The sequence below is a fragment of the Aeromonas sp. TW 6 genome (assembly GCF_013168745.1).
In the GTDB taxonomy this organism is placed as follows: Bacteria; Pseudomonadota; Gammaproteobacteria; order Enterobacterales; family Aeromonadaceae; genus Aeromonas; species Aeromonas caviae.
In genome coordinates, this window is record NZ_JABERS010000046.1 from 1 (window position 1) to 19,225 (window position 19,225).

General features: G+C 64.8%; 16 protein-coding genes and 1 pseudogene. 3 read left to right on the forward strand and 14 right to left on the reverse strand.

The annotated features are described in order from the left end of the window. Window positions 1-124: 124 nt before the first annotated feature. From HKD46_RS17675 to HKD46_RS17685, 3 genes and pseudogenes are all read right to left on the reverse strand, one after another. Window positions 125-946: pseudogene (locus HKD46_RS17675) on the reverse strand (lipocalin-like domain-containing protein); the annotation flags it as partial. A gap of 185 nt (window positions 947-1,131) precedes the next feature. Continuing rightward, window positions 1,132-3,567, reverse strand: a complete 2,436-nt coding sequence (locus HKD46_RS17680; protein WP_171865741.1) for an FtsX-like permease family protein — start codon at window positions 3,565-3,567, stop codon at window positions 1,132-1,134. 21 nt (window positions 3,568-3,588) lie between these two features. After that, a complete protein-coding gene (locus tag HKD46_RS17685; RefSeq protein WP_171865742.1) occupies window positions 3,589-4,269 on the reverse strand; it encodes an ABC transporter ATP-binding protein in 681 nt (226 codons plus the stop codon). A 152-nt stretch (window positions 4,270-4,421) separates the two neighbouring features. On the opposite strand from HKD46_RS17685, the gene HKD46_RS17690 reads away from it, so the two are divergent. From HKD46_RS17690 to HKD46_RS17700, 3 genes are all read left to right on the forward strand, one after another. Further along, window positions 4,422-4,895: a DUF4357 domain-containing protein gene (locus HKD46_RS17690; RefSeq protein ID WP_010674381.1), complete on the forward strand. Its 474-nt coding sequence runs from the start codon at window positions 4,422-4,424 to the stop codon at window positions 4,893-4,895. Window positions 4,896-5,029: 134 nt separating this feature from the next. Then, complete coding sequence (nhaD, locus tag HKD46_RS17695) at window positions 5,030-6,454, forward strand: sodium:proton antiporter NhaD (protein WP_171865743.1); 1,425 nt, start codon at window positions 5,030-5,032, stop codon at window positions 6,452-6,454. Window positions 6,455-6,487: 33 nt separating this feature from the next. After that, on the forward strand, window positions 6,488-7,054 hold the full coding sequence (locus tag HKD46_RS17700; RefSeq protein ID WP_171865744.1) for a pyridoxamine 5'-phosphate oxidase family protein: 567 nt from the start codon (window positions 6,488-6,490) through the stop codon (window positions 7,052-7,054). A 59-nt stretch (window positions 7,055-7,113) separates the two neighbouring features. Here the strand turns inward: HKD46_RS17700 and HKD46_RS17705 are convergent, their stop codons facing one another. The 11 genes from HKD46_RS17705 to HKD46_RS17750 all read right to left on the reverse strand — a co-directional run bounded on the left by HKD46_RS17705 (window position 7,114) and on the right by HKD46_RS17750 (window position 19,221). Next, the gene (locus HKD46_RS17705; RefSeq protein WP_171865745.1) at window positions 7,114-8,310 is read right to left on the reverse strand and encodes a Bcr/CflA family multidrug efflux MFS transporter; all 1,197 of its coding nucleotides are present in this window, start codon (window positions 8,308-8,310) and stop codon (window positions 7,114-7,116) included. Between the two features lie 52 nt (window positions 8,311-8,362). Further along, a complete protein-coding gene (locus HKD46_RS21480; protein WP_235673862.1) occupies window positions 8,363-8,647 on the reverse strand; it encodes a hypothetical protein in 285 nt (94 codons plus the stop codon). An 87-nt stretch (window positions 8,648-8,734) separates the two neighbouring features. Continuing rightward, window positions 8,735-9,835: a 6-pyruvoyl-tetrahydropterin synthase-related protein gene (locus HKD46_RS17710; protein WP_235673864.1), complete on the reverse strand. Its 1,101-nt coding sequence runs from the start codon at window positions 9,833-9,835 to the stop codon at window positions 8,735-8,737. A 267-nt stretch (window positions 9,836-10,102) separates the two neighbouring features. Beyond that, the gene (locus HKD46_RS17715) at window positions 10,103-11,365 is read right to left on the reverse strand and encodes a hypothetical protein (protein ID WP_171865751.1); all 1,263 of its coding nucleotides are present in this window, start codon (window positions 11,363-11,365) and stop codon (window positions 10,103-10,105) included. A gap of 106 nt (window positions 11,366-11,471) precedes the next feature. Further along, the gene (locus HKD46_RS17720; protein ID WP_171865746.1) at window positions 11,472-12,032 is read right to left on the reverse strand and encodes a hypothetical protein; all 561 of its coding nucleotides are present in this window, start codon (window positions 12,030-12,032) and stop codon (window positions 11,472-11,474) included. A gap of 47 nt (window positions 12,033-12,079) precedes the next feature. Continuing rightward, entirely contained in the window at window positions 12,080-13,504 is a 1,425-nt protein-coding gene (locus HKD46_RS17725) for an FAD-dependent oxidoreductase (RefSeq protein ID WP_171865747.1), read from the reverse strand. A gap of 75 nt (window positions 13,505-13,579) precedes the next feature. After that, the gene (locus HKD46_RS17730) at window positions 13,580-14,419 is read right to left on the reverse strand and encodes an FTR1 family protein (protein WP_171865748.1); all 840 of its coding nucleotides are present in this window, start codon (window positions 14,417-14,419) and stop codon (window positions 13,580-13,582) included. Continuing rightward, a complete protein-coding gene (locus tag HKD46_RS17735) occupies window positions 14,419-17,379 on the reverse strand; it encodes a YncE family protein (protein ID WP_171865749.1) in 2,961 nt (986 codons plus the stop codon). Before HKD46_RS17735 ends, HKD46_RS17730 begins: the two co-directional genes overlap by 1 nt. Window positions 17,380-17,383: 4 nt before the next feature. After that, on the reverse strand, window positions 17,384-17,833 hold the full coding sequence (locus tag HKD46_RS17740; RefSeq protein ID WP_139700268.1) for a hypothetical protein: 450 nt from the start codon (window positions 17,831-17,833) through the stop codon (window positions 17,384-17,386). Window positions 17,834-17,951: 118 nt separating this feature from the next. Next, entirely contained in the window at window positions 17,952-18,437 is a 486-nt protein-coding gene (locus HKD46_RS17745) for a YqhA family protein (protein WP_010674393.1), read from the reverse strand. An 82-nt stretch (window positions 18,438-18,519) separates the two neighbouring features. After that, complete coding sequence (locus HKD46_RS17750) at window positions 18,520-19,221, reverse strand: peptidase (RefSeq protein ID WP_010674394.1); 702 nt, start codon at window positions 19,219-19,221, stop codon at window positions 18,520-18,522. Between the last annotated feature and the right edge of the window lie 4 nt (window positions 19,222-19,225).

Consider the following 19,225-nt stretch of genomic DNA (forward strand, 5'->3'; position numbering starts at 1 on the left):
TGAATATCGACTGGGAGAAGCTCCGCCACAAGTAACGGAGCTAACAGGAGACCAGCAGATCATTTTGGAGGTATTGGGTGAGCGCTATCGGCAAATTTATTCCTAAATCAGGTGCGGAATGTCGGCTTAATACCCGACTGCTGCCGTCTCGTTCAATCAGGATGCCGTAGCGGTTCTCAGGCTCAGTGTGGCCCGCTTTGGTGCGCAGGCGAAACAGCATCAGCTCGCGGCCATCTTCAAATTGCAGCGAAAACCAGTCCCAGCCCGATTGCCACTCGGCCAATACCGAGCTGCTCCACTCGTGATCAAACCACCCCTCACCGCTGACGTTGCGGGTCTCGCCATCCAGGGTCAGGGTGCCGCTGATGGTCAGGCGCGGGTAGGAGTAGTAGAAGGAGGCGTTGCCCGGGCTCTTCTCGCTGTAACCCGCTTTGCCCTGTAGCACCGCGGGCTTGGCGGCGCTCACCTTCACATCAAGATCCCCCGCCTTGCTCTGCACCTTGAGGGTGGCGGGAAAGAGCGATTCCCCTTGAGAAGCCAGCACCCACTCTTTGAGCCAATACTCACCGCCGCTGGCACCGGCCAGCCCTGGCCCCTGGCGGCTGGTGCGCTCGTCCTGCTGGTGGCTGCCTGTGCTCACATCCGTGATGGCGAACTGGGCCAGCCAGAGCTGAGGCGTGAGCCAGGGGTTCTCTGAGGTGATCCCCTGCTCGATGCCTTGGCGAAACAGGGTCCACTGCATGCCGTAGCCGCGCCCTTGCTCGTCTTTCAGGTTGCCGGTGAGATACCACCACTCGGAGCGGTAGTCGGGGTGGGCAGCGTGATCCGCGGGTAGGCGGATGGACTGACCCGGCAGGGCCTTTTTGAAGTGATCGCTACCGCCACCCAGGATGCTCCCCAGATCGCTGGCCTGCGCGTGGCCGCTTATGGCAACAAGCGGGATCAAGCGGGCTGCAAGCCACAGGGTCCGTAAAGAGGACAAGATTCCCCTCACCCTGGCCCTCTCCCGAAGGGAGAGGGGATGGTTCGCGGTAGCTCTGTGCGCTTCTCTGCGCTGAATCAAGTGCGGTGACAGAGATCTGGTCAATGGGAACGTCAAGCCATGGCTGAGCCAGAGCGCCAACCGATATGTCATACCACTCTCCTTGCGGCGTACCAGGAGGCCAGCGCCCCGCACACCGGCGCCAGCAGGAGCGCCGTGACGGCGTGCAGGGGGGCGGCCTCGAAGGCCAGCCTCCAGCCAAAGGCGCGGGGGTTGACCACCTCAATCAGCACCCAGGCAAGGCCATAGCCCACCGGCAATGCCAGGATCGCCGTGAGCAGCCCGAGGCCTGCCCCTTGCCACACCAGCAGCCGGCGGCAGTGCCGCGGGCTCAGGCCAAGGCTTTGCAGGGTCTGCAACTCGCCGCGCCGGGCCAGCCCCAGCACCATAAAGGCCGAGCCGATGCCGACGAAGGCGATCCCCAGAATGAGCAACTTCAATAGCTCGGTCACCACAAAGGTCTGATCGAACACCCTGAGGGCGGCGGCGTGGATGGCGGGGGCGGGCAACAGGTTCACCTGCTCGCCAAACTGGCTCCTGAGCCTGTCACCAAGGTGCTCGGGATCCGGGCTGAAGAGGGCAAGGGATTGCACCTTGCCCCCTTCGAAGGCGTGCAGTATCTGCCCCTTGTCGCTGCCGTAATCCTGATAGACGCCGGTGACGGTGAAAGCCCTCGGTCCCCCCTCGCTGGTTACCTCGAGGCGCTGGCCCACCCTGACCCCGAGGCGTACCGTCAGCGGTTCGCTCGCCAGCACCTCGTCGGGGGTGGCGGGCCAGTGCCCGGCCAGCAGGGGATAGGCGGCTTTGAGCTCGGGAATAAAGTCCATCTGCGCCCACTCGATGGGCTGCCCCTGCCAGCGGGCGGGGAGCACGGCGCGGCGGGAGGCGGCGCGCACATCCGGCGCGGCGAGGATGGTGTTGAGGGTCTGCTCGCCCAGGGCGCCCCTGCTGCCGGCCACCCCCTTGGGGGCGGTGACGTAGAGATCGGCGGCCAGACGCTGGCCGAGCCAGATCTCCACGCTCGAGCGAAAGCTCGACACCATGACCCCGATGCCGATGGCTGCGGCGATGGCCAGTTGCAGCGCCATCACCGCAATGGCGGTGCGATCCAGGTGATAGAGGGTTTCGGCCACCCCGAGCCGGGCGGTGAGGGGGCCGCGTGCACGCAGCCGCCCCAGCAACCAACGCAGGGCATCGGGCAGCAGGAGGGCCATGGCGAGCAGCCAGCCTCCGGCCACGAAGAGGGCGCCGCCAAGGCCGGTTTCTGGCCGCCATAGACACAGGGCGCACAGCAGCAGGATGGCGATGGCAAGGCCCCGGCGTTGCCAGGGGTGAGCCGGTGGGCGACTGTTGCCCTCTCGCAGCGCAAGGGGGGATTGGCGCAGCAGTTGCCACCAGCCGGGCAGGTTGGCGGCAAGCATCCCCAGAAGGCCAATCACCAGCGCCTTGCCAAGGCTCGTCGGGGAGAGGCGCAGCAGGTCGATGGGGTTGGGGCCATAAAGGTCGGCCAGCGCCTGGGTGAGCTGCCCCATCAGGGCGAGGGCCAGCAGGCTCCCCAGCAGCAGCCCGAGCAGGGTGCCGAGGGTGGCGAGGATCAGGATCTCCAGGGTCAGCCAGCGCAGCACCCGGCGCGGCGGCATCCCGAGGATGATGAGCTGGGCGAGCAGGGGACGGCGCACGCTCTGCACGAAGCGCTGGGCGTTGAACACCAAAAACAATCCCACCGCCATGGCGAGCAGGGAGAGGGCGGTGAGGTTCAGGGCCAGCGCATCCCCGAGCTGGCTGGCATCGAGCGCCGGGCTGATGGGCTCAAGCCAGAGGGGTTGATGAGGGGCATAGGATTGCAGGGCTGCCTGCAAGGCTCTTTGCAAGGTATTGGCCTCTGCGTCGCTGAGCTTGAAGACGATGCGATCGAGCCGTCCTTCCTTGCAAAGCAGGGGCTGGGCGAGGCCGATGTCGGTCACCAGCAGCCGCTCCATGGGCACGGCGCCGGGCTCGAAGGTGCCGGCCAACGTGAGGGTCAGCGGGCGGGGCGGCGCCCCTTCACCGCCCCCCAGCACAAAGGTTCGCGACTGGCCCGGTTGCCAGTCAAGGCGCCTCGCCTCGGGGGCGGCCAGCCAGACGCTGTCGGCGCGATTCAACGAGACATCGGGTTGGCTGTCTGGCGCATCGCCAAAGAGGCGGCGCAGGGGGCCGGGGTTGAAGAGATCCATCCCCAGCAACTGGAAGCTGCGCCCCTGGGCGTCCTTGAGCCAGGCGTGAAGCTCTGGCATGGCGTCAAGGTTCGGCTGGCTTCGCACCAGCCTCACGTAGACTTGCTCATCCAGGCCACCCTGGGGAGCCAGGCGGTAGTTGGCCTCCCCGGCGAGCTGGCTGCGGGCAGCGACGAAGTTGGTGCGGGCGCTGTGGTTCAAGAGCTCGATGGCCACTACCAGGGTGACCCCGAGGGTGAGCCCGGCCAGGCTCATCAAGAGCAACCAGGGGTGAGAGCGATAGAGGCGCAGCAGTGCCTTGAGCGGCAACATCAGCAGGCCCCCCGGCAGACGTCAGCCATGGCGGCGCCCCTTGAGCTCGACCAGCTGTCCCCCTTCAAGGCGCAGCACCCGATCCGCCAGGTCGCCATAGCCCGGGTTGTGGCTCACCAGCAAGAGACCGGCGCCGGTATCGCGCACCGCGCTCATCATCAGGGCCATCACCTGCTCGGCGTTGTGTTCATCAAGGCTCCCGGTGGGTTCGTCGGCGAGCAGCCAACGGGGCTGATGAATGAGGGCACGGGCCAGCGCCACCCGCTGGCGCTGGCCGCCGGAGAGCTGCTCCGGCCAGGCGTGGCGTTTGTGGCTCATGCCAAGGCGCGCGAGCAGGGCATCGAGGCGCCCATCGTCCTGGGGCAGGTTGTTTATCTGAAGGGGCAGGGCGAGGTTCTCGGCCACGGTCAGGGTCGGCAGCAGGTTGAAATCCTGATAGACAATGCCGAAATGGCGGCCACGCAGGCGGGCACGCTCGTCTGCCGGCAGGGTGTCGAGGCGGGTCTCTTCCAGCCAGATCTCCCCCTCGTCCGGGGCGATGAGACCGGCGATGAGGTTGAGCAGGGTGGACTTGCCACAGCCGCTTTGCCCCAGCAGCAGGCAGGTTTCCCCCGGGGTGAGGGCGAGATCCAGCCCCTCAAACAGGGGGAGCGTCTCGCCGCCGTTGGCGAAGCGTTTACTGAGGTTGCGCAGGCTAAGCATGGGATAACCGTTTGATGGTCAATGGCTTTCACAATGTCCGTCACTATGCCAGTTAGTGATCGCGCCTGCAAAAGGGATGGGGATCCTCGCTGGATCCCGCTCGCCTGAGGTGGTTAGAATAGGGCCTTCCATGGGTCACAGGATGAGCAAGGATGTTACACAAGCAAGTCAGTTTTATCGTCGACAGCAAGGGCGTCAAGCAGGCTGCCGTGGTCCCCATCGATATCTACAACGAGCTGATGACCCTGCAAAAGGCCCTCTCCGACAACAAGCCGGGGGAGCGCGAGCTCTACCACTTCAACGGCAAGGGGGCAGAGGCCCATGGTTATCCGGTGGGCAAGCGGCAAAACCCCGGTTTCATGGTCCAGGCGGGCTCCACCGCCAACGGCGAGGATGCGGCCTCCCTGCGCGAGGCGGTGATCGAGCTGCGCCAGGAGCTGCTGGGCAAGGGGGTACTCGTTCCCCACCCCGAAGGGGGCTTCATCTTTACCGCCGATCAGCTCTTCAACAGCCCGAGCCTGGCCGCGAGCCTGGTGGCGGGCAACAACCGAAGCGGGCTGGATGCCTGGCAAAACAGCGCAGGCTACACCCTCAAGCAATCGGGTTTTGGCAAGAAGACCTCCTGATGACGGGGCCCGGCAACGGGCCTCTCTCATGTTTGCCTGAGTGCCCGCGGCGGGCCGCTCATCAGGATGACAAAGAGGCGGCTTCCCTTGGCGCTGCTAGCCTCAATGCCAGACGCCTGCCAGGAGATGCCGCCATGTCTGGACTCCTTCGCCTCGTGCCCGGGGCGGCCCTGCTCAGTGCCCCCGCCGCTGCGGGCAACGGCCCCCTCGATCTGACCCACAGCGGGGTCGGGCTCTTCGCCCTCGCCATCTTCGCCCTGGCTTATGCCCTGGTGATGGCCGAGGAGTACCTGAAGCTGCGAAAGTCCAAGCCGGTGCTGGTGGCCGCCGGCATCATCTGGATAGCCATCGGCCTGGTCTATACGGGGCAGGGGCAAAGCGAGCTGGTTCAGGCCGGTTTTCGCCATAACCTGCTGGAGTATGCCGAGCTGATGCTCTTCTTGCTGGTGGCCATGACCTATGTGAACGCCATGGAGGACAGGCTGCTGTTCGCCGTGCTGCGGGTACGCCTGGTGCAGGCGGGATTCAGCCTGCGTACGCTCTTCTGGCTCACCGGTTTTCTCGCCTTTTTCATCTCCCCCGTGGTGGACAACCTCACCACGGCGCTGCTGATGTGCTCAGTGGTACTCAACGTTGCCAACGGGGAGCGCCGCTTCATCAACCTGGCCTGCATCAACATCGTCGTGGCGGCCAATGCGGGCGGCGCCTTCAGCCCCTTTGGCGACATCACCACCCTGATGGTGTGGCAGGCGGGCAAGGTGCCGTTCCAGCAGTTCTTGCTGCTCTTCATCCCCGCCCTGCTCAACTTCCTGGTGCCGGCCACCCTGATGAGCCTGATGGTGCCCCGTCTGGTGCCCGCCATGCCGGGCGAGATGGTGGTGCCAAGGCGCGGCGCCGTTGTCATCGTGCTGCTCTTTGTGCTCACCATAGTGACCGCCGTCGCCTGCCATCACTTCCTGGGGTTGCCCCCCGTGCTCGGCATGATGATGGGGCTGGGCTACCTGCAATTTTTCAGTTTCTATCTGCGAAAGACCCAGCCCGTCACCCTGGCCCGGGCACGGGCGCTGTATGAGCGCACCGGGGACGAGGCCAGGCTGCTGCGTCTGGGCTCGGTGGTGCCGCTCGATGTGTTCAACAAGATTGCCAAGGCGGAGTGGGACACCCTGCTCTTCTTCTACGGGGTGGTGATGTGCGTCGGCGGCCTCGGGTTTATGGGGTATCTGGCGCTTGCCTCCCATTTCCTCTATGACGGTGGCGATCCGACCCTGGCCAACGTCGCCATCGGCCTGCTCTCCGCCCTGATCGACAACATTCCGGTGATGTTCGCCGTGCTCTCCATGGAGCCGCAGATGAGCACGGGGCAGTGGCTGCTGGTGACATTGACCACCGGGGTGGGGGGCAGTCTGCTCTCGGTCGGCTCCGCCGCCGGAGTGGCTCTGATGGGGCAGGCCAGGGGCATGTATACCTTCGTCGGGCACCTCAAGTGGTTGCCTGCCATTTTGCTTGGCTATATGGTCGGCATAGGGGCGCACCTGTGGCTCAACAGCGCCCTGTTTTAGGGAATCCGGTTCCAGGCACCAGGGAGAGGCAAGATGGGACAACTGTTCGAGGCGCTTTCGCCGCGCCATGTCACCTTTATCGAGGGGCAGAAGATCTTCTTCGTCGGTACGGCAGCCGCGAAGGGATCGGTCAATCTCTCCCCCAAGGGCGGGGATTCGCTGCGCGTCCTCGATGCCCACACCCTGGCCTGGCTCAACCTGACCGGCAGCGGCAACGAGTCCGCGGCCCAGGTGCTGCAACAGCCGCGCATGACGGTGATGTTCTGCGCCTTCGAGGGGGCGCCGCTTATTCTGCGGGCCTATGGCCAGGCACGGGTGCTGCACCGCACTGATCCGCAGTGGCCGTCGTTGCTGGCGCTGTTCCCCCCAAGCGTCGCGGCTCGCCAGATCTTCCTGCTGGACATTGAACGGGTCCAGACGTCGTGCGGCATGTCGGTGCCCCTGTTTGACTATCAGGGAGACAGGGAGGATCTTGCCAACTGGTCCGAGCGGCAGGGCCGGGAGGGGATTGAGGCCTACTGGCGCAAGAAGAACCAGCTAAGCCTGGATGGGCTGGAGAGCGAGATCCTGGCGCGCAGCGGGTTGCAGGCCGATGACTGAGGCCTGCGCCCCGATGCAAAAAGCCCTGTCCATGGACAGGGCTTTTTCATTGCAAGGCATCAGGGGACGCGCTTGCCGCTCAGCAGCCAGTAACTGAGGGCCGACCCCAGGCCGCAACCGGCGATGGCGATGGCCATGGGGAGCGGCGATTCGGGGGGATTGAGGTTGACCAGGACCCCCACCAGGGCCCCAAGGCCAAAGCGCAGGGTGCCCGCCAGCGCCGAGGCGGTGCCTGCGGACTGGGGGAAGTGGCCCATCAGGCCGGTCATGGCGTTGGCCCCCACCAGGCTGATGTGGCCGACGAAGAGCACCACCGGGATGACGATGCCCCACAGGCCGCCGGTCTGGCTCCAGGCGTTGTAGATGAGCAGGGCCCCGGCGAGCGGCAGCACGGTCAGGCCGTATCGCAACATGCGCTCGGCACCCACCCCTTTCACCAGCCGGCTGTTGGCGAAGGTGACCACCATCATCAGCAGGATGTTGAGGCCAAAGAGCCAGCCGTAGTGCTCGGTCGGCACCTTGAAATACTCGATGTAGACATAGGGGGAGGCGCTCAGGAAGGCGAACATGCCGGAGCTCGACAGGGCGCCGCACAGCACATAGCCCATGGCTCCACGGTGGGAGAGCACCCCCCAGTAGTTGCGAAGCACCTGCCCGAGTCGCAGGGGCTGCTTGTGCTCGGGTTTGAGGGTCTCCTCAATCTTCCACTGCATCACCAGGCAGATGAGCAGGCTGATGGCCACCAGCAGCCAGAAGATGACCCGCCAGTCGCTGTGAGCGCTGATGTACCCCCCCACCACGGGGGCCACCAGGGGGGCGAGGGTCATCACCAGGATGACGAAGGACATGGCGCGGGAAAACGCATCCTTCTCGAACAGGTCGCGCAGCAGGGCGTTGACCACCACGGAACCTGCGGCGCCCCCTGCGGCCTGCAACATGCGCCAGGCGAGGAGCTCAGGCAGGGAGTCCGCCATGGCGCAGCCCACGGAGGCCACGGCAAACATCGTCAGGCCCGCCAGGATCACCGGCTTTCTGCCGAAGCTGTCGGCGAGCGGCCCGTAAAAGAGCTGGCCGATGGCAAAGCCCCCCAGGAAGGCGCTGATGGTGAGCTGGGCGCCGTCGATGCTGGTAGCCAGATCCCGGGCGATGGCGGGAATGGTGGGCAGGTACATGTCCACCGCGAGCGGGGTCAGCCCCGCCAGGGCACCGAGCAGAATAAAGAGGAAACGGGGGGAGAGGGGACTGGCTTGAGGCATAGGGTTTCCGAGTCGTGGGCTGGGCCGGGTTAAGAGGCAGGTGTTGAGTCTATCAGTTTTGGCGGGCGCGATCAGGTGCATCCTGCCCGATGCCCTTTTGTCGGGTGCGGTGCCAGAGCAGCCAGAGCCAGGCAAGCCATCCGAGCAGGGAGAAGGCATTGCCGGTGCGCTCCGGCCAGCGTGCCGCCAGGGTCAGGGTGAGGCTGTGGTGGCCCGCCGGAACCCAGAGTTGCATCAACCCCTGGCGATTGGCGCTCACCGTCAGCGTCAGGTGCCCGTCGAGGCGGACCTCCCAGCCGGGGTAATGGTATTGGTGCAGGACCAGCCGGGTCGGCACCCGGGCCTTGACCTCCAGCGCCAGGGCGCGGGGTTGCCAGCGGGTCAGGGTCCAGCTTGCGCCTGGCGGTTCGGCGCTGACAGGCGGCTAGGCGAGCAGGGTCGGGGCGAACATGCCCCCCGGCACCTGCCTTGGCCTGTATTCCCGGGCACTGCGCTTGCTGTCGAACTCGAATGCCATGGCCTCTCGTTCGGGGGCCTGGGTGAGGGGGGCGTGACGCACATAGGCCAGGGTGGAGAGGAGGGTCAGCAGAAATACTCCCCACCAGAGCCCCTGCCAGAGACGATGGGGCTGGGTGCCGAGCGCCACCACGGCGACCGTGGCAAGGGCGAGCACCAGGTTGAGCCGCCAGGGAAACTGCACCCGCTGCAAGGGGGGAAGCAGGCTCCAGAGAGGCTGGCTCGGGGGCAGCATCATCATGAAGGCGACGACGCCGATCGCCCCCCAGCACAGCAGCTCGGGGTGGCGTGGCTCCCGGGCGGCGGCCCAGGCGAGCAGCAGCAGGACCAGGGTCAGCACGCTCAGCCACGCCAGGTGACCGCGAAAACGCCAGTCCTCCCAGGCGCTGGGCAGGCGGTCGAGAAAGTTGCGCCTGTAGTCGAACATGCCGCCGCGCATCAGCTCCATGGAGATGGCCCCCTGATCCGCCAGGGCAGGCAGCAGCAGGGCGGCTGCCATGCAAAGCCCCACACCCTGGGCGCCGAGGGCTTGCCAGCAGGGCGTCAGAGTGCGGGTGCGTCTGGCGAACCAGAAGGCGCGCAAGGTGACCAGCCCCATCATGAGCAAGAGGCTGGGGAGGTGGGAGAAGGCCAGCAGCGCCAGCCCCAGGATCAGCAGGGGCAACCCCTGAGGTCGTCCGCGGTGGGCGAGATCCTGCCCCAGCAGGATAAGGGGAGCCCAGGCGAAGGCCCAGCACTCCGCCAGGGCGAAGCGGGCATAGAGATCCATGGCGACATGATAGGGCAGCGCCAGATAGAGCAGGCTGGCGGCCAGGGCCCGGCCAGGGGGCGTGGTGGCACGCAGCCACAGATAGGCAAACACCCCGGAGAGCAGCAGGGCCAGGGTGGCGCTGCCAAGCAAAGGGTAGATGGCCTGCTGGGGGTGGGCACCGGGCCCGGCAAAGAGGGCGCTGACGTAGTAGGGGAGCGGGGGATAGAAGAAGGTGGGGCTGCCGAAGCCGCCGTTCATGGCCATCAGCCAGCGGGGATAGAGTTCCCCCTGCCAGAGCTGGCGGGCAAAGTAGTGGCCGGAGAGCAGGTGATGAAACAGATCGTGTCCCTGGATGCCCCCCTGCTACCAGAGCGGCAGCATCAGCAGGGCGCAGGCCAGCAACAGGGCCAGCGCGACCCGTATCCCCTCCCCGGTTCCGCTCGTGTTTCTTTCCATTGCTCTGGTTCCTGACAGACCCGGCTGTGAGTGTAGACGAGTCGTGCGATGCCCTCGCAAGCGCCCGGTTCAGCGGGGCAGGGCGAGCCAGAGGCCGGGTTCAGCGCGAAAGCGGGGGGCAAACCAGAGGGTGTCATAAGGCCCTGGTAGCGCCTCTGCCCCCAGGGGGCGGCGGCTGAGGCGGCAGGCCCCCTGGGTGAGCGCAAGGGCGGTATCCCCCCGGTACCAGCCGTCGGTGACGGGCAGGGTTGTGGTTTCCCTAAGCAGCCTCACTCCCCACTGGGTCACCAGCGCCGGGCACGTTTGTTCGGCCAGTCTGGCGGCCCGGGTCATGGCTGGTGCCACCGGTGGGGTGAGGGTGCAGAGCAGCAGCAACAGGGCTCCCAGCATGGCTGGCAGCTCGCCCCGGCGCGGCAGCCAGCCTGCCAGCAGCACGAGGCCGAGCAGAGTGATGGGCGCGAGATGGCGGGGATTGTCCGGATTCTGGCCAAACAGGGTCCAGAGCAGCAGGGCGAGCCAGTAGAGCGTCCAGAGCACGGAGGGGGTCGCATTGTGATCTTTTGACCGTTGCCAGAGTGGCAGTATCAGCAAGGCTCCCATCAACAGGGGCCAGAGCGGGGTGAGCTGATCGTTGAAGGTATTCGCCCAGCTCAGCAGTCGATCCCCGTGGGCTGCCGCCGTGTTGCCCCACAGGGTAAAGTGGCCGTCGGTAAAGCGCCGCCCCTCGCTGAAATAGGCCCAGCCATCGGCCTGCCAGACAAACAGCAGGCAGGCTAGCCCCACCAGCGCGATGGGGAGCACAAACCTGACGCGCGTGCCCTGCTGCGCCATCCCCAGCCAAAGGGGCAGCAGGGCCAGCACGAAGTAGGAGGGGCGCAGCGCCAGCATGAGGCCCAACAGCAGACCCGCCAGCGCTATCTTGCGCTGTTGCAAAGCCAGGAGCGCGCCCAGCCAGGCGGCCAGCGCCGGCCCGTCGGACAGGCCGGAGAGGGCGAGCGTCGGGGTGAGCGGCAGGGCCAATACCAACAGCCAGACCGGCACCAGCAGGCTGGGCCGCTGCCACAATCTGACCGCGAGGAAGGCGGCAAGCGGCGCCAGCAAACTGCTCCCGAGGAGACTTGCCCACTGCACCGCGCGGGCCGGATCGTCCACCGCGAGATTGATGAGCCGCGCCAGCCAGATAAAGGCGGGGTAGCCCGGAAAGTGGGGTGAGAACTCCAGCACGCTGAAGCGCACCACCCCGTGGGCAAAGTTGAGGGCATCGTCGGAATCGAGCGCCACGGGGAAGGTCAGTAGCCAGCCAAGCCAGGCCAGTTGCAGCAGGGCAAGCAAGTAGGGTCGATTGGCGAAGCGTAATCGGCCGTGGCGACGCCCCCCTTCTCCCCGTGCGGGAGAAGGGCTGGGGATGAGGGGGGCTGTCGTCATCGATGAGAGGTCATCAAAGCGGCGCCAGCACGGCCATCAGGGCTTTTTCGGCATCGCTAAAGGCAGCGGCATCGGCAGGTTTGGCACCTACCCCGAACACCCCCGGGTTGCCGATGGCATCCAGCACCTTGGCCAGTGCCTGCTCGGCGGCCTTGCGATCCCCCTCGTTCAGGGAGGGGAGGATCAAGTCGAGGAAGCGCTTGCTCTTGACCACCAGCACCTTGGCAGTCTGGTAGTCGCCAAGGTTCTGGCTGGCCCCCTCGAGGCGGCGCTCGATCTCCGCCTTGTAGGCCCGGTTGAGCAGGGCCGCGGTAGCGGCGGCGTCTTTGGCCTTGATGGCGGCCGCGAGCGGTGCCTGCAGCTTCACCTTGTGGTGCTCTTCCAGATAGGTCAGCTCCTCGGCAATCTCGCTCAAGGTGGCGCTGGCATCCTTGCCGTCAGTGGCTGCGCCCAGCAGTGCCTCGCGGGCATCGATCAGCGGCTCCTTGCCGGCGGCGGCGTAGGAGTAAGCCTGCGCCTGCCCGCTCAGGGTCAGCAGCAGGGTGAGGGCAAGTAAACCCGGGCGGATGGTCATCCTGTTCTCCTTACATTTGCCAAGAGGTTATGCCAATGGCGCGGCCATCACGCCACGCTCTGGGTTTCAATGACGGTGTTTTCGTTGCGATGATTGAAGATGGCGTGGCGTCTGTCCACCCCGTCGATCACCATGTCGGCGGCCATCATCCCCATCTCCATGGCGGTGTCGGTGAAGATGTAGCGGAATGTCCCCTGACGGCCGGTCATGATGAGGTTGGTGATCGGCATCAGCGCCTTGATGGCTTCGTTGCGGCGGGCCTGATAGCCGAGATCCATCAGCGGATAGGCGTATTCACTGCGCGCTTCGAAGGTCTCATCGCCAAGTTTCTGGGTGTCGACGCCGAGGCTTGCGAGATCGGCGGTGACCCGGCCGCGCAGATCAGAGAGCGGTGCCTGCCAGGTGGCATCCCCCGGATTGCAGGGGATCTCCAGCATCACGGATGTTTGCCCCATTGGTGCCATAAAGGGGCTGCGCCGGCGCGGCTCCTGCAGACGGGTGGCCAGAATATGGGGGTCGGAGAGGTACTGCCAGGTGTTGTCCGACAGGTTCTCCTGTTTGAGGGGCATATTGACGAAGCGAAGCGACCGGTAGTGGAGATCGCACGGCAAGCCCAGATGCTGGCAGGTAAGCGGCAGCGGCAGGGTGGAGATCACCTGATCAAAGCGCTCGCTCTGTTCAACGTCATCTTGTTTCCAATACACCCGTTCAATACGGCCATCGGTCTGCTCAAGGCGGGTGATGGTGGCGCCGGTTTTCAGCTCAACCCCCTCGGCAACCAGCCGTTCCCCCAGGGTGGTGAAGATCTGGCCAAAGCCATACTTTGGATAACGATATTTGCGGGCATAGGTGCGCACCGAAAGGCTGCCGTTGCGCCTTGGCAGCAGGCGGCGCGCCACGTCTTTGAGATCGATCAGGCTGATGCGCTGGCCAGCCCAGTCGGCAGAGAGCTTGTCCGGGTTGATGCCCCACAACTTGCCGGTGTAGCCCTCGAAGAACTGGCGGTAGAGGGTGCGACCAAAGTGGCTCTGGATCCACTCGGCAAAGCTCGCCTTGGCAAAATCGGTGGGCTTCCTGGCAAAGGGCAACAGCAGCAGATCCTTCACCGCACCGGCCATGAGTGCCAGCGGCGCCGTCTTGAGCAAATTGGGCAGGTTCAAGGGGTAGTCATAGGTACGCCCGCCAAAGCGGATCACGCTCTTGCGCTCGGCGTGGAGCAGATCGTCCCCCATCAGCTCGTCGATAAAGGCGAGCAGCTCGGGGTTCTTGGTGATGAAGCGGTGGCCGCCGTAGTCGAAGCGATACTCGCCGTCGCGCCCCTTGAAGGTCTGGGTGGCGCACATGCCGCCGACGACCGGCTCCTGCTCGAACAGGGTGACCGCAAAACCGGCCTGGCGCAGGCGCCAGGCGGCCATCAGACCGGCAGGGCCGGCGCCCAGCACCGCAATGTGCTTCTTGTTGTTGTCGTTCATGAGTGTTCCGAAACGGCGTGATAGCTGGGGGAGCGCGCCTGTGCGCGGCTCCCGAACAGAGTGTGATCCCCGGGCTCAGCCCCTGGTCGGGGCGGCGCTCCCCTGGGGGCGATAGCTGCGATGCCAGAGGGTGACAAAGATGATGAGGTAGCTTGCCCAGGTCAGCAACTGCAGGCCGGCTGGTGAGGCATTGTAGCCAAACAGTGCACGCAGGAAGGTGCCGAATACCCCCTGATCGTCGAGAATGTGACTGATGTTGAAGACCGGCGTCGTCCAGAAGGTGATGAGCCCGGCTGCCTGCAGCATGTTGACGGCGGACGAGAGCAAGCCTGCGGCGATGATGATGATGAGCAGGCCGGTCCAGCGGAAGAAGGGGGCCAGCGCCACCTTGCGGGTGGAGCGCAGCAGCCCCCACACCAGCACCACAGAGACCAGCAGCCCCGCCAGCGCCCCCATCAGCCCCTGGTGCAGATCCACCCCTTGCCCGGAGTAGACCAGGGCCGAGAAGAACAGCACGGTTTCAAAGCCTTCGCGCATCACAGCAAGGAAGGCGAGCAGCACCAGACCAAACAGGTTGCCACCATCGATGGCGGCATCGATGCGCGCCGTCATGGCCCCCACTTGGGATTTGGCCTGTTTTTGCATCCAGATAGCCATATAGGTGAGCACCAGGGTGGCGAACATCAGGATCCCCGCCATCAGCAAATGGTTGTAGCGCTCGCTCTCGAACTGGCTCACCACCACCTGGAACAGGAAGGCGATGACAAGGGAGGCGATAAGACCCAGCCCCACCCCCAGATAGATGAACTTGTTGTAGCGGCTCGCCCCCAGCTTGGCGAGGTAGGAGAGGCAGATGCCGACCAGCAGGAAGGCTTCCAGCCCCTCGCGCAGGGTAATGAGAAAACTTGCGAACATCAGGATTGAGGCTCCGTATCGGGCGTGAGGGGGAGGGGCTGCAGGGTCAGTTGCAGCCGATTGAGTTGCACTATGGGTGGCTCCGGCAAGCTCGGCTCGGCGGCGCGCACCGCATCATTGACCCACTTGGGGTAGGTGCGGAAATTGAGTCTGATATCGGCCTTGAAGGGCCCCTGGGCATCCGCTGGCAGCGGCCAGGCTTCATCGCGCCAGCCATCGGCCGGGATGCGGGTGTCTTCAAGGAGCTTGGCGTAGCGCCAGAACTTGAGCCCCACCGGCTTGCCCTCGGCATCGCCGAACACTTTTCTGAACAGCCGTGCATCCTCAGGGACGGCGCCGTTCACCGGCTGGCCGCTTTCAAGCACCAGCTTGCCGCTGGCGTCGGTGACGGTCAGCTCCAGCCAGAGTTCACGGAAATCGGCGACCCCGGTGGGCAGGGCATGGCCGGCGCCGGTATTGGCGACTCTCACTACCAGCGCGGGTTGGCCACTCTGGTTTTCAATGCGGGCCGAGAGGGTGGCGCTTGAGCGCAAGAGCGCCAGGCTCTCCTGCTCAAGGGTTGCACTTCTCAGCCCCACCAGCTGATGCTGGGCGCCGGTAAAGTTGTGGCGATAGAGCCGCTCTTTCACGGTGCCGTTTTCGGTGGACTGGCCCGCCACCGGCGCGCCGCCGTTGCCAGGTGTAGGGTTCATGTGGCAGTCGATGCAGGTGCGCCGTTTGGCAGGATCTTCGGCTTTGGCGAAGCTGGATTTTTCCCACTCATCCCAGGTGTTGACGATATTGGCGCCGGTGCCGGGGGCGAACTCGTTGTGGCACGACTTGCACAGGGCCGCGTCCCGGTAGAAATCCTTCTGGTAGGAGGCCTTGTGCATGGCGGGGCGGGCGTTGATCTGCCGCTCTGCCAGCCAGTGCTGGAGGCTGCCCCCCGGGGCATCCTCGAACACATAGCTCTCGCGGTCTTTCAAATTGACCGTAAAGGCGCTGTTGCCGCCGGCATCCTCGAGCTTGGTGATGCGATGGCAGAGCACGCAGCCGGTGCCTTCTTCCACCACGGGCTCGCCTTTCTGGTGGGCCGCAATGAGCGAAGCCCCACCCTGCTCGAACATGTGAGAGCTCTTGGGCAGATCAGTCTGGCCGTTCATCACCTGCTGGGGCATGTGGCAGCCCTGGCACCACTGGCCGAAGGCTTCGCCCTCGGTTTCGCGGGCCAATGCCTGCACCACCTTGTAGTAGGGGTGGGAGTTGCCCATCAGCCGGTGGTTGCTCTCGCTCCAGTCCTGGAACGCCTGTTGGTGGCAGTTCTGGCAGGAGGCGGAGTTGAGCCACTCCTTGGGATGAGTGGTCGGCGCCTTGGCAGGATCCCTGCGCGGGGCATCGAGCCTAAGCCAGTTGGCCAGATAGGGGAGGTTGCCATCACTGGTCACGAAAGCGTGCAGATCCTCCATCATCGCCTGCACCTCGGGCTGGGGCCTCGCGGGGTCGACCGCTTCGGCCCCATCGCGGGTGTCATGGCCCATGCCGCCCTGGGTCTGCTGGGTCATGCGCAGGTATTCGCCGATAAAGTCCCCCGCCACCATGTTGGCGAGGTTGGCGTGGCCGTTGATGGCATTGTCACCGCTCTGCTGGCGGTGGGCCGCCATCAGATAGCGGTTGGTGAAGTTGAACCCGTCCAGATGGCAGGAGTTGCAGCTCATCCAGTTGTCCCCCGCCATGGGAAAGCGGCTGTTGGCGGCAGTGTTGCCGAGGTTGAACAACCGCTCGCCGCGCTTGAGGGCTTCGGGGCGCGGATCGGTCTCTACCAGTTTGGCGAAGTGAGGCACATCCACGGTGACCCGGGCAAACGGGCCGCTGCCGCCGCTATTGAGACGGGTGAGATCCTGCCCCATGACGTTGTGCACCAGGATGTGGTCGCCATCGATCAGCAGATCGCGCGGATTCTGGCCCGGCAGGTGACGCAAGAGCTGGGTCGCCTTGGCGCCCCCCTGAAACTTCTTGCGGCGGTGGCGGTTGCTGTTCTGCTTGCCGCTGCGCGACAGGTCGAACACCAGCAAGTCTTCGGAACCCGCCAGGGTCAGGTAGACCCGCTTGCCATCGGCGGCGAAGCGCGCCGCGAACGGGTTGGAGACGATCTGGCTGCGGTTGCCGACGCTGGGCAGGTTGATCTGCAAGAAGAGCTGTTTTCTTTCATCGACCCGCTCCTTCTCTTCATCGAGATCGATGATGGAGACGGCCGGAAAGACGGTGCTTTGAAACTGGAAGGGGTGATCGAAGCTCCAGAGCACGTGGGGCAGCCAGGCTTCGCTGCCATCGGGGGAGAGGGCGATGCCGTCCAGCAGGTGCGGCAAGCCCTGGGAGTCGCTCGGGGTATCGCTGTGGGTTTCCGCCAGGGTGATGAGCTTGGGCTTGGGGAGGGTAGCGCCCTTCTCAAGTTTGGCGAGATCATAGATGGCGAGCTGGCCTGTCATGGCGTGGGTGAGCAGCAGGCGATCGTCGTCGGTCAGTGCCAGCCCGCGGGGAGTCTCGGCGGTTTTTGCATCCAGTTGGAGGTTGCCCGTGCTGTCATAAGCCTGAAGGCGCCCTCCCTCGAACAGCGTGACCCAGAACCAGCGCCGCTTGGGATCGAAGATGACGCCATAGGGCCTATGGCCGGTGGAGATCGCCTTTTCCAGCTCGAGCTCATCATCCAAGAGCAGCAGGCGATCGCCGCTGTAATCGGTGACCAGCAGGGTGCCGTCATCGGCGCGGGCCAGCTGGCGCAGATCGCCCCCCAGCTGCACCTCGTTGAGGCGCTTGCCAGTGCCCCGCTCGAGCAGGGTGACGGAGCCGGCACTCTGGTTGGCGGTGACGAGGCGCGGGGCGCTCCCCTCGTCATAGGCAATCATGGCGGCGCCCATCTCCCGGGCCGAGGCGGTCCCCAGCAACAGGGTGGCCAACATCAGGGATAACAACAGCTTCAACATAAGATCAGGTGCGCCATGTCAGAATGGTCCAGCGCCAGGCGTGGCGCAGCACCAGGGGCGTCAACGCGAGCGCGCTCAGCCAGTGGGCCCAGCTGGCAAGGTTGCCGAGGCTATCCCCCGGGGTGCCGTGCAGCACCAGCACCAGCCCGCTTGCCAGACAGACCAGCAGCAAGGCTTCGATGATGCGCCCCGTGGTGCGCAAAAAAGGCTTGCGGCTCTTGCGCAGCAGGCTGCGATGGGAGAGCCAGAAGGCGCCAAACAGCAGGGGAAACAGGGTGAGCGAGAGGGCGACGTGCAAAAACAGGTTCCAGCGCGCCAGGGACCAGGTCGGCGTCAGGGGTTCCCACAGCAGCAGACCGGAGAAAAACATCAGATAAAGGGCACCCTCGGCCGCCTGATGGTGATAGGCCAGCCACTGCCAGCAGTGTCGTGGTGAGAGGGAAAGACTCGTCATGGGTGCTCCAGCTCCCGGGCGGTTCAGCCCGGGGCGAGCAAGTTTACAATGCAGTAAGGGTAATGAAAAGAGTTATCAATTCGGCTCTTGATGAATAGACCCTGAATGGCGCCGGGCCCTATTTGTGCTCCGCCAGTCGCTCGGTCACCGCATAGATAAGTGCCGCGGTGGAGAAGGCGAGGAAGACGATGACCGACCACTTCATCTCGATCTCGTTGCCGGTGCCGTCGTCGAGGAAGGCTTTGAGCACCTCGATGCCGGCGATGGTCACCAGGGAGTTGATGACGATGAGTTTGAGGGACGCGAAGTTGATCTTGCTGAGCCAGTTGTCGCCGAGGGCCGCTCGCTGCTCCGGGGTCTTGATGAACTGCACGTAGCCGCAGATGGCCACCAGGATCAGCATCTGGGCCACCAGCACGAAGTCCACCAGGGTGAGTACCCCCGTGATGAGATCCAGATAGTGGATGTCGATGATGTCGCGGCACAGCACATAGAGCTGCATGGCGAACTTCACCATCAGGAGGGCGACACAGATAAGGATGCAGACATAGAAGGGGAACATCATCAACCGGCTGCCGTTGAGCATGACGTTGAAGCGGCGCATGGGAAACTCCATCGAAAAGGAAGGCAGCCAGAATATCCGGAAAGAAAGGAGCGGGAAAGCGCCTTGGCGCCTCCCGCCCGGCCTAGAGGGGGAAGGTGGGAAGGCCCTGGAACAACTGCTGCAACCCCTCGCCCCAGGCCTTTCGCAGCGCCACGAAATGGGGATTCTGTTCGGTGATGCGGTGCTGGTTCGTCGCCGAGAAGCTGCCCTCGTGATAGACCAGGGCATCCAGAGGCAAGCCCACCGACAGATTGCTGCGCAGGGTCGAGTCGATGGAGATGAGGGCGCACTGCAGGGCGGTCTGAAGCGGCGTCTCATGGTGAATGATGCGATCGATGATGGGTTTGCCGTACTTGCTCTCACCAATCTGGAAGTAGGGGGTGTCGGCGCTCGCCTCGATGAAGTTGCCCTCCGGATAGATGTGGAACAGGCGGTGGCGCTCCCCCCGGATCTGCCCCCCCAGCAGGATGTTGCAGCCGAAGTTGATATGGCCTTGCTGCTGACCCCCATCCCGGCTGATGACGGTGCGTATGGTCTGGCCGATGAGGGCGGCAGCCTCGTAGAGGCTGGGGAGGGCAAGCAGTTCCTGTCCCTCCGTCAGCAGGCTGATGACGCTCTGGGTGGTGGCCAGATTGCCCGCGCTTTGCAGCACTATCACCCTGTCCTCCCGGGTGAAGAGGTGCAATTTGCGGAAGGTGGCGATGTGATCCACCCCCGCATTGGTGCGCGAATCGGACGCAAACACCATGCCGTCTTGCAGGCACATGGCGACGCAATAGGTCATGACC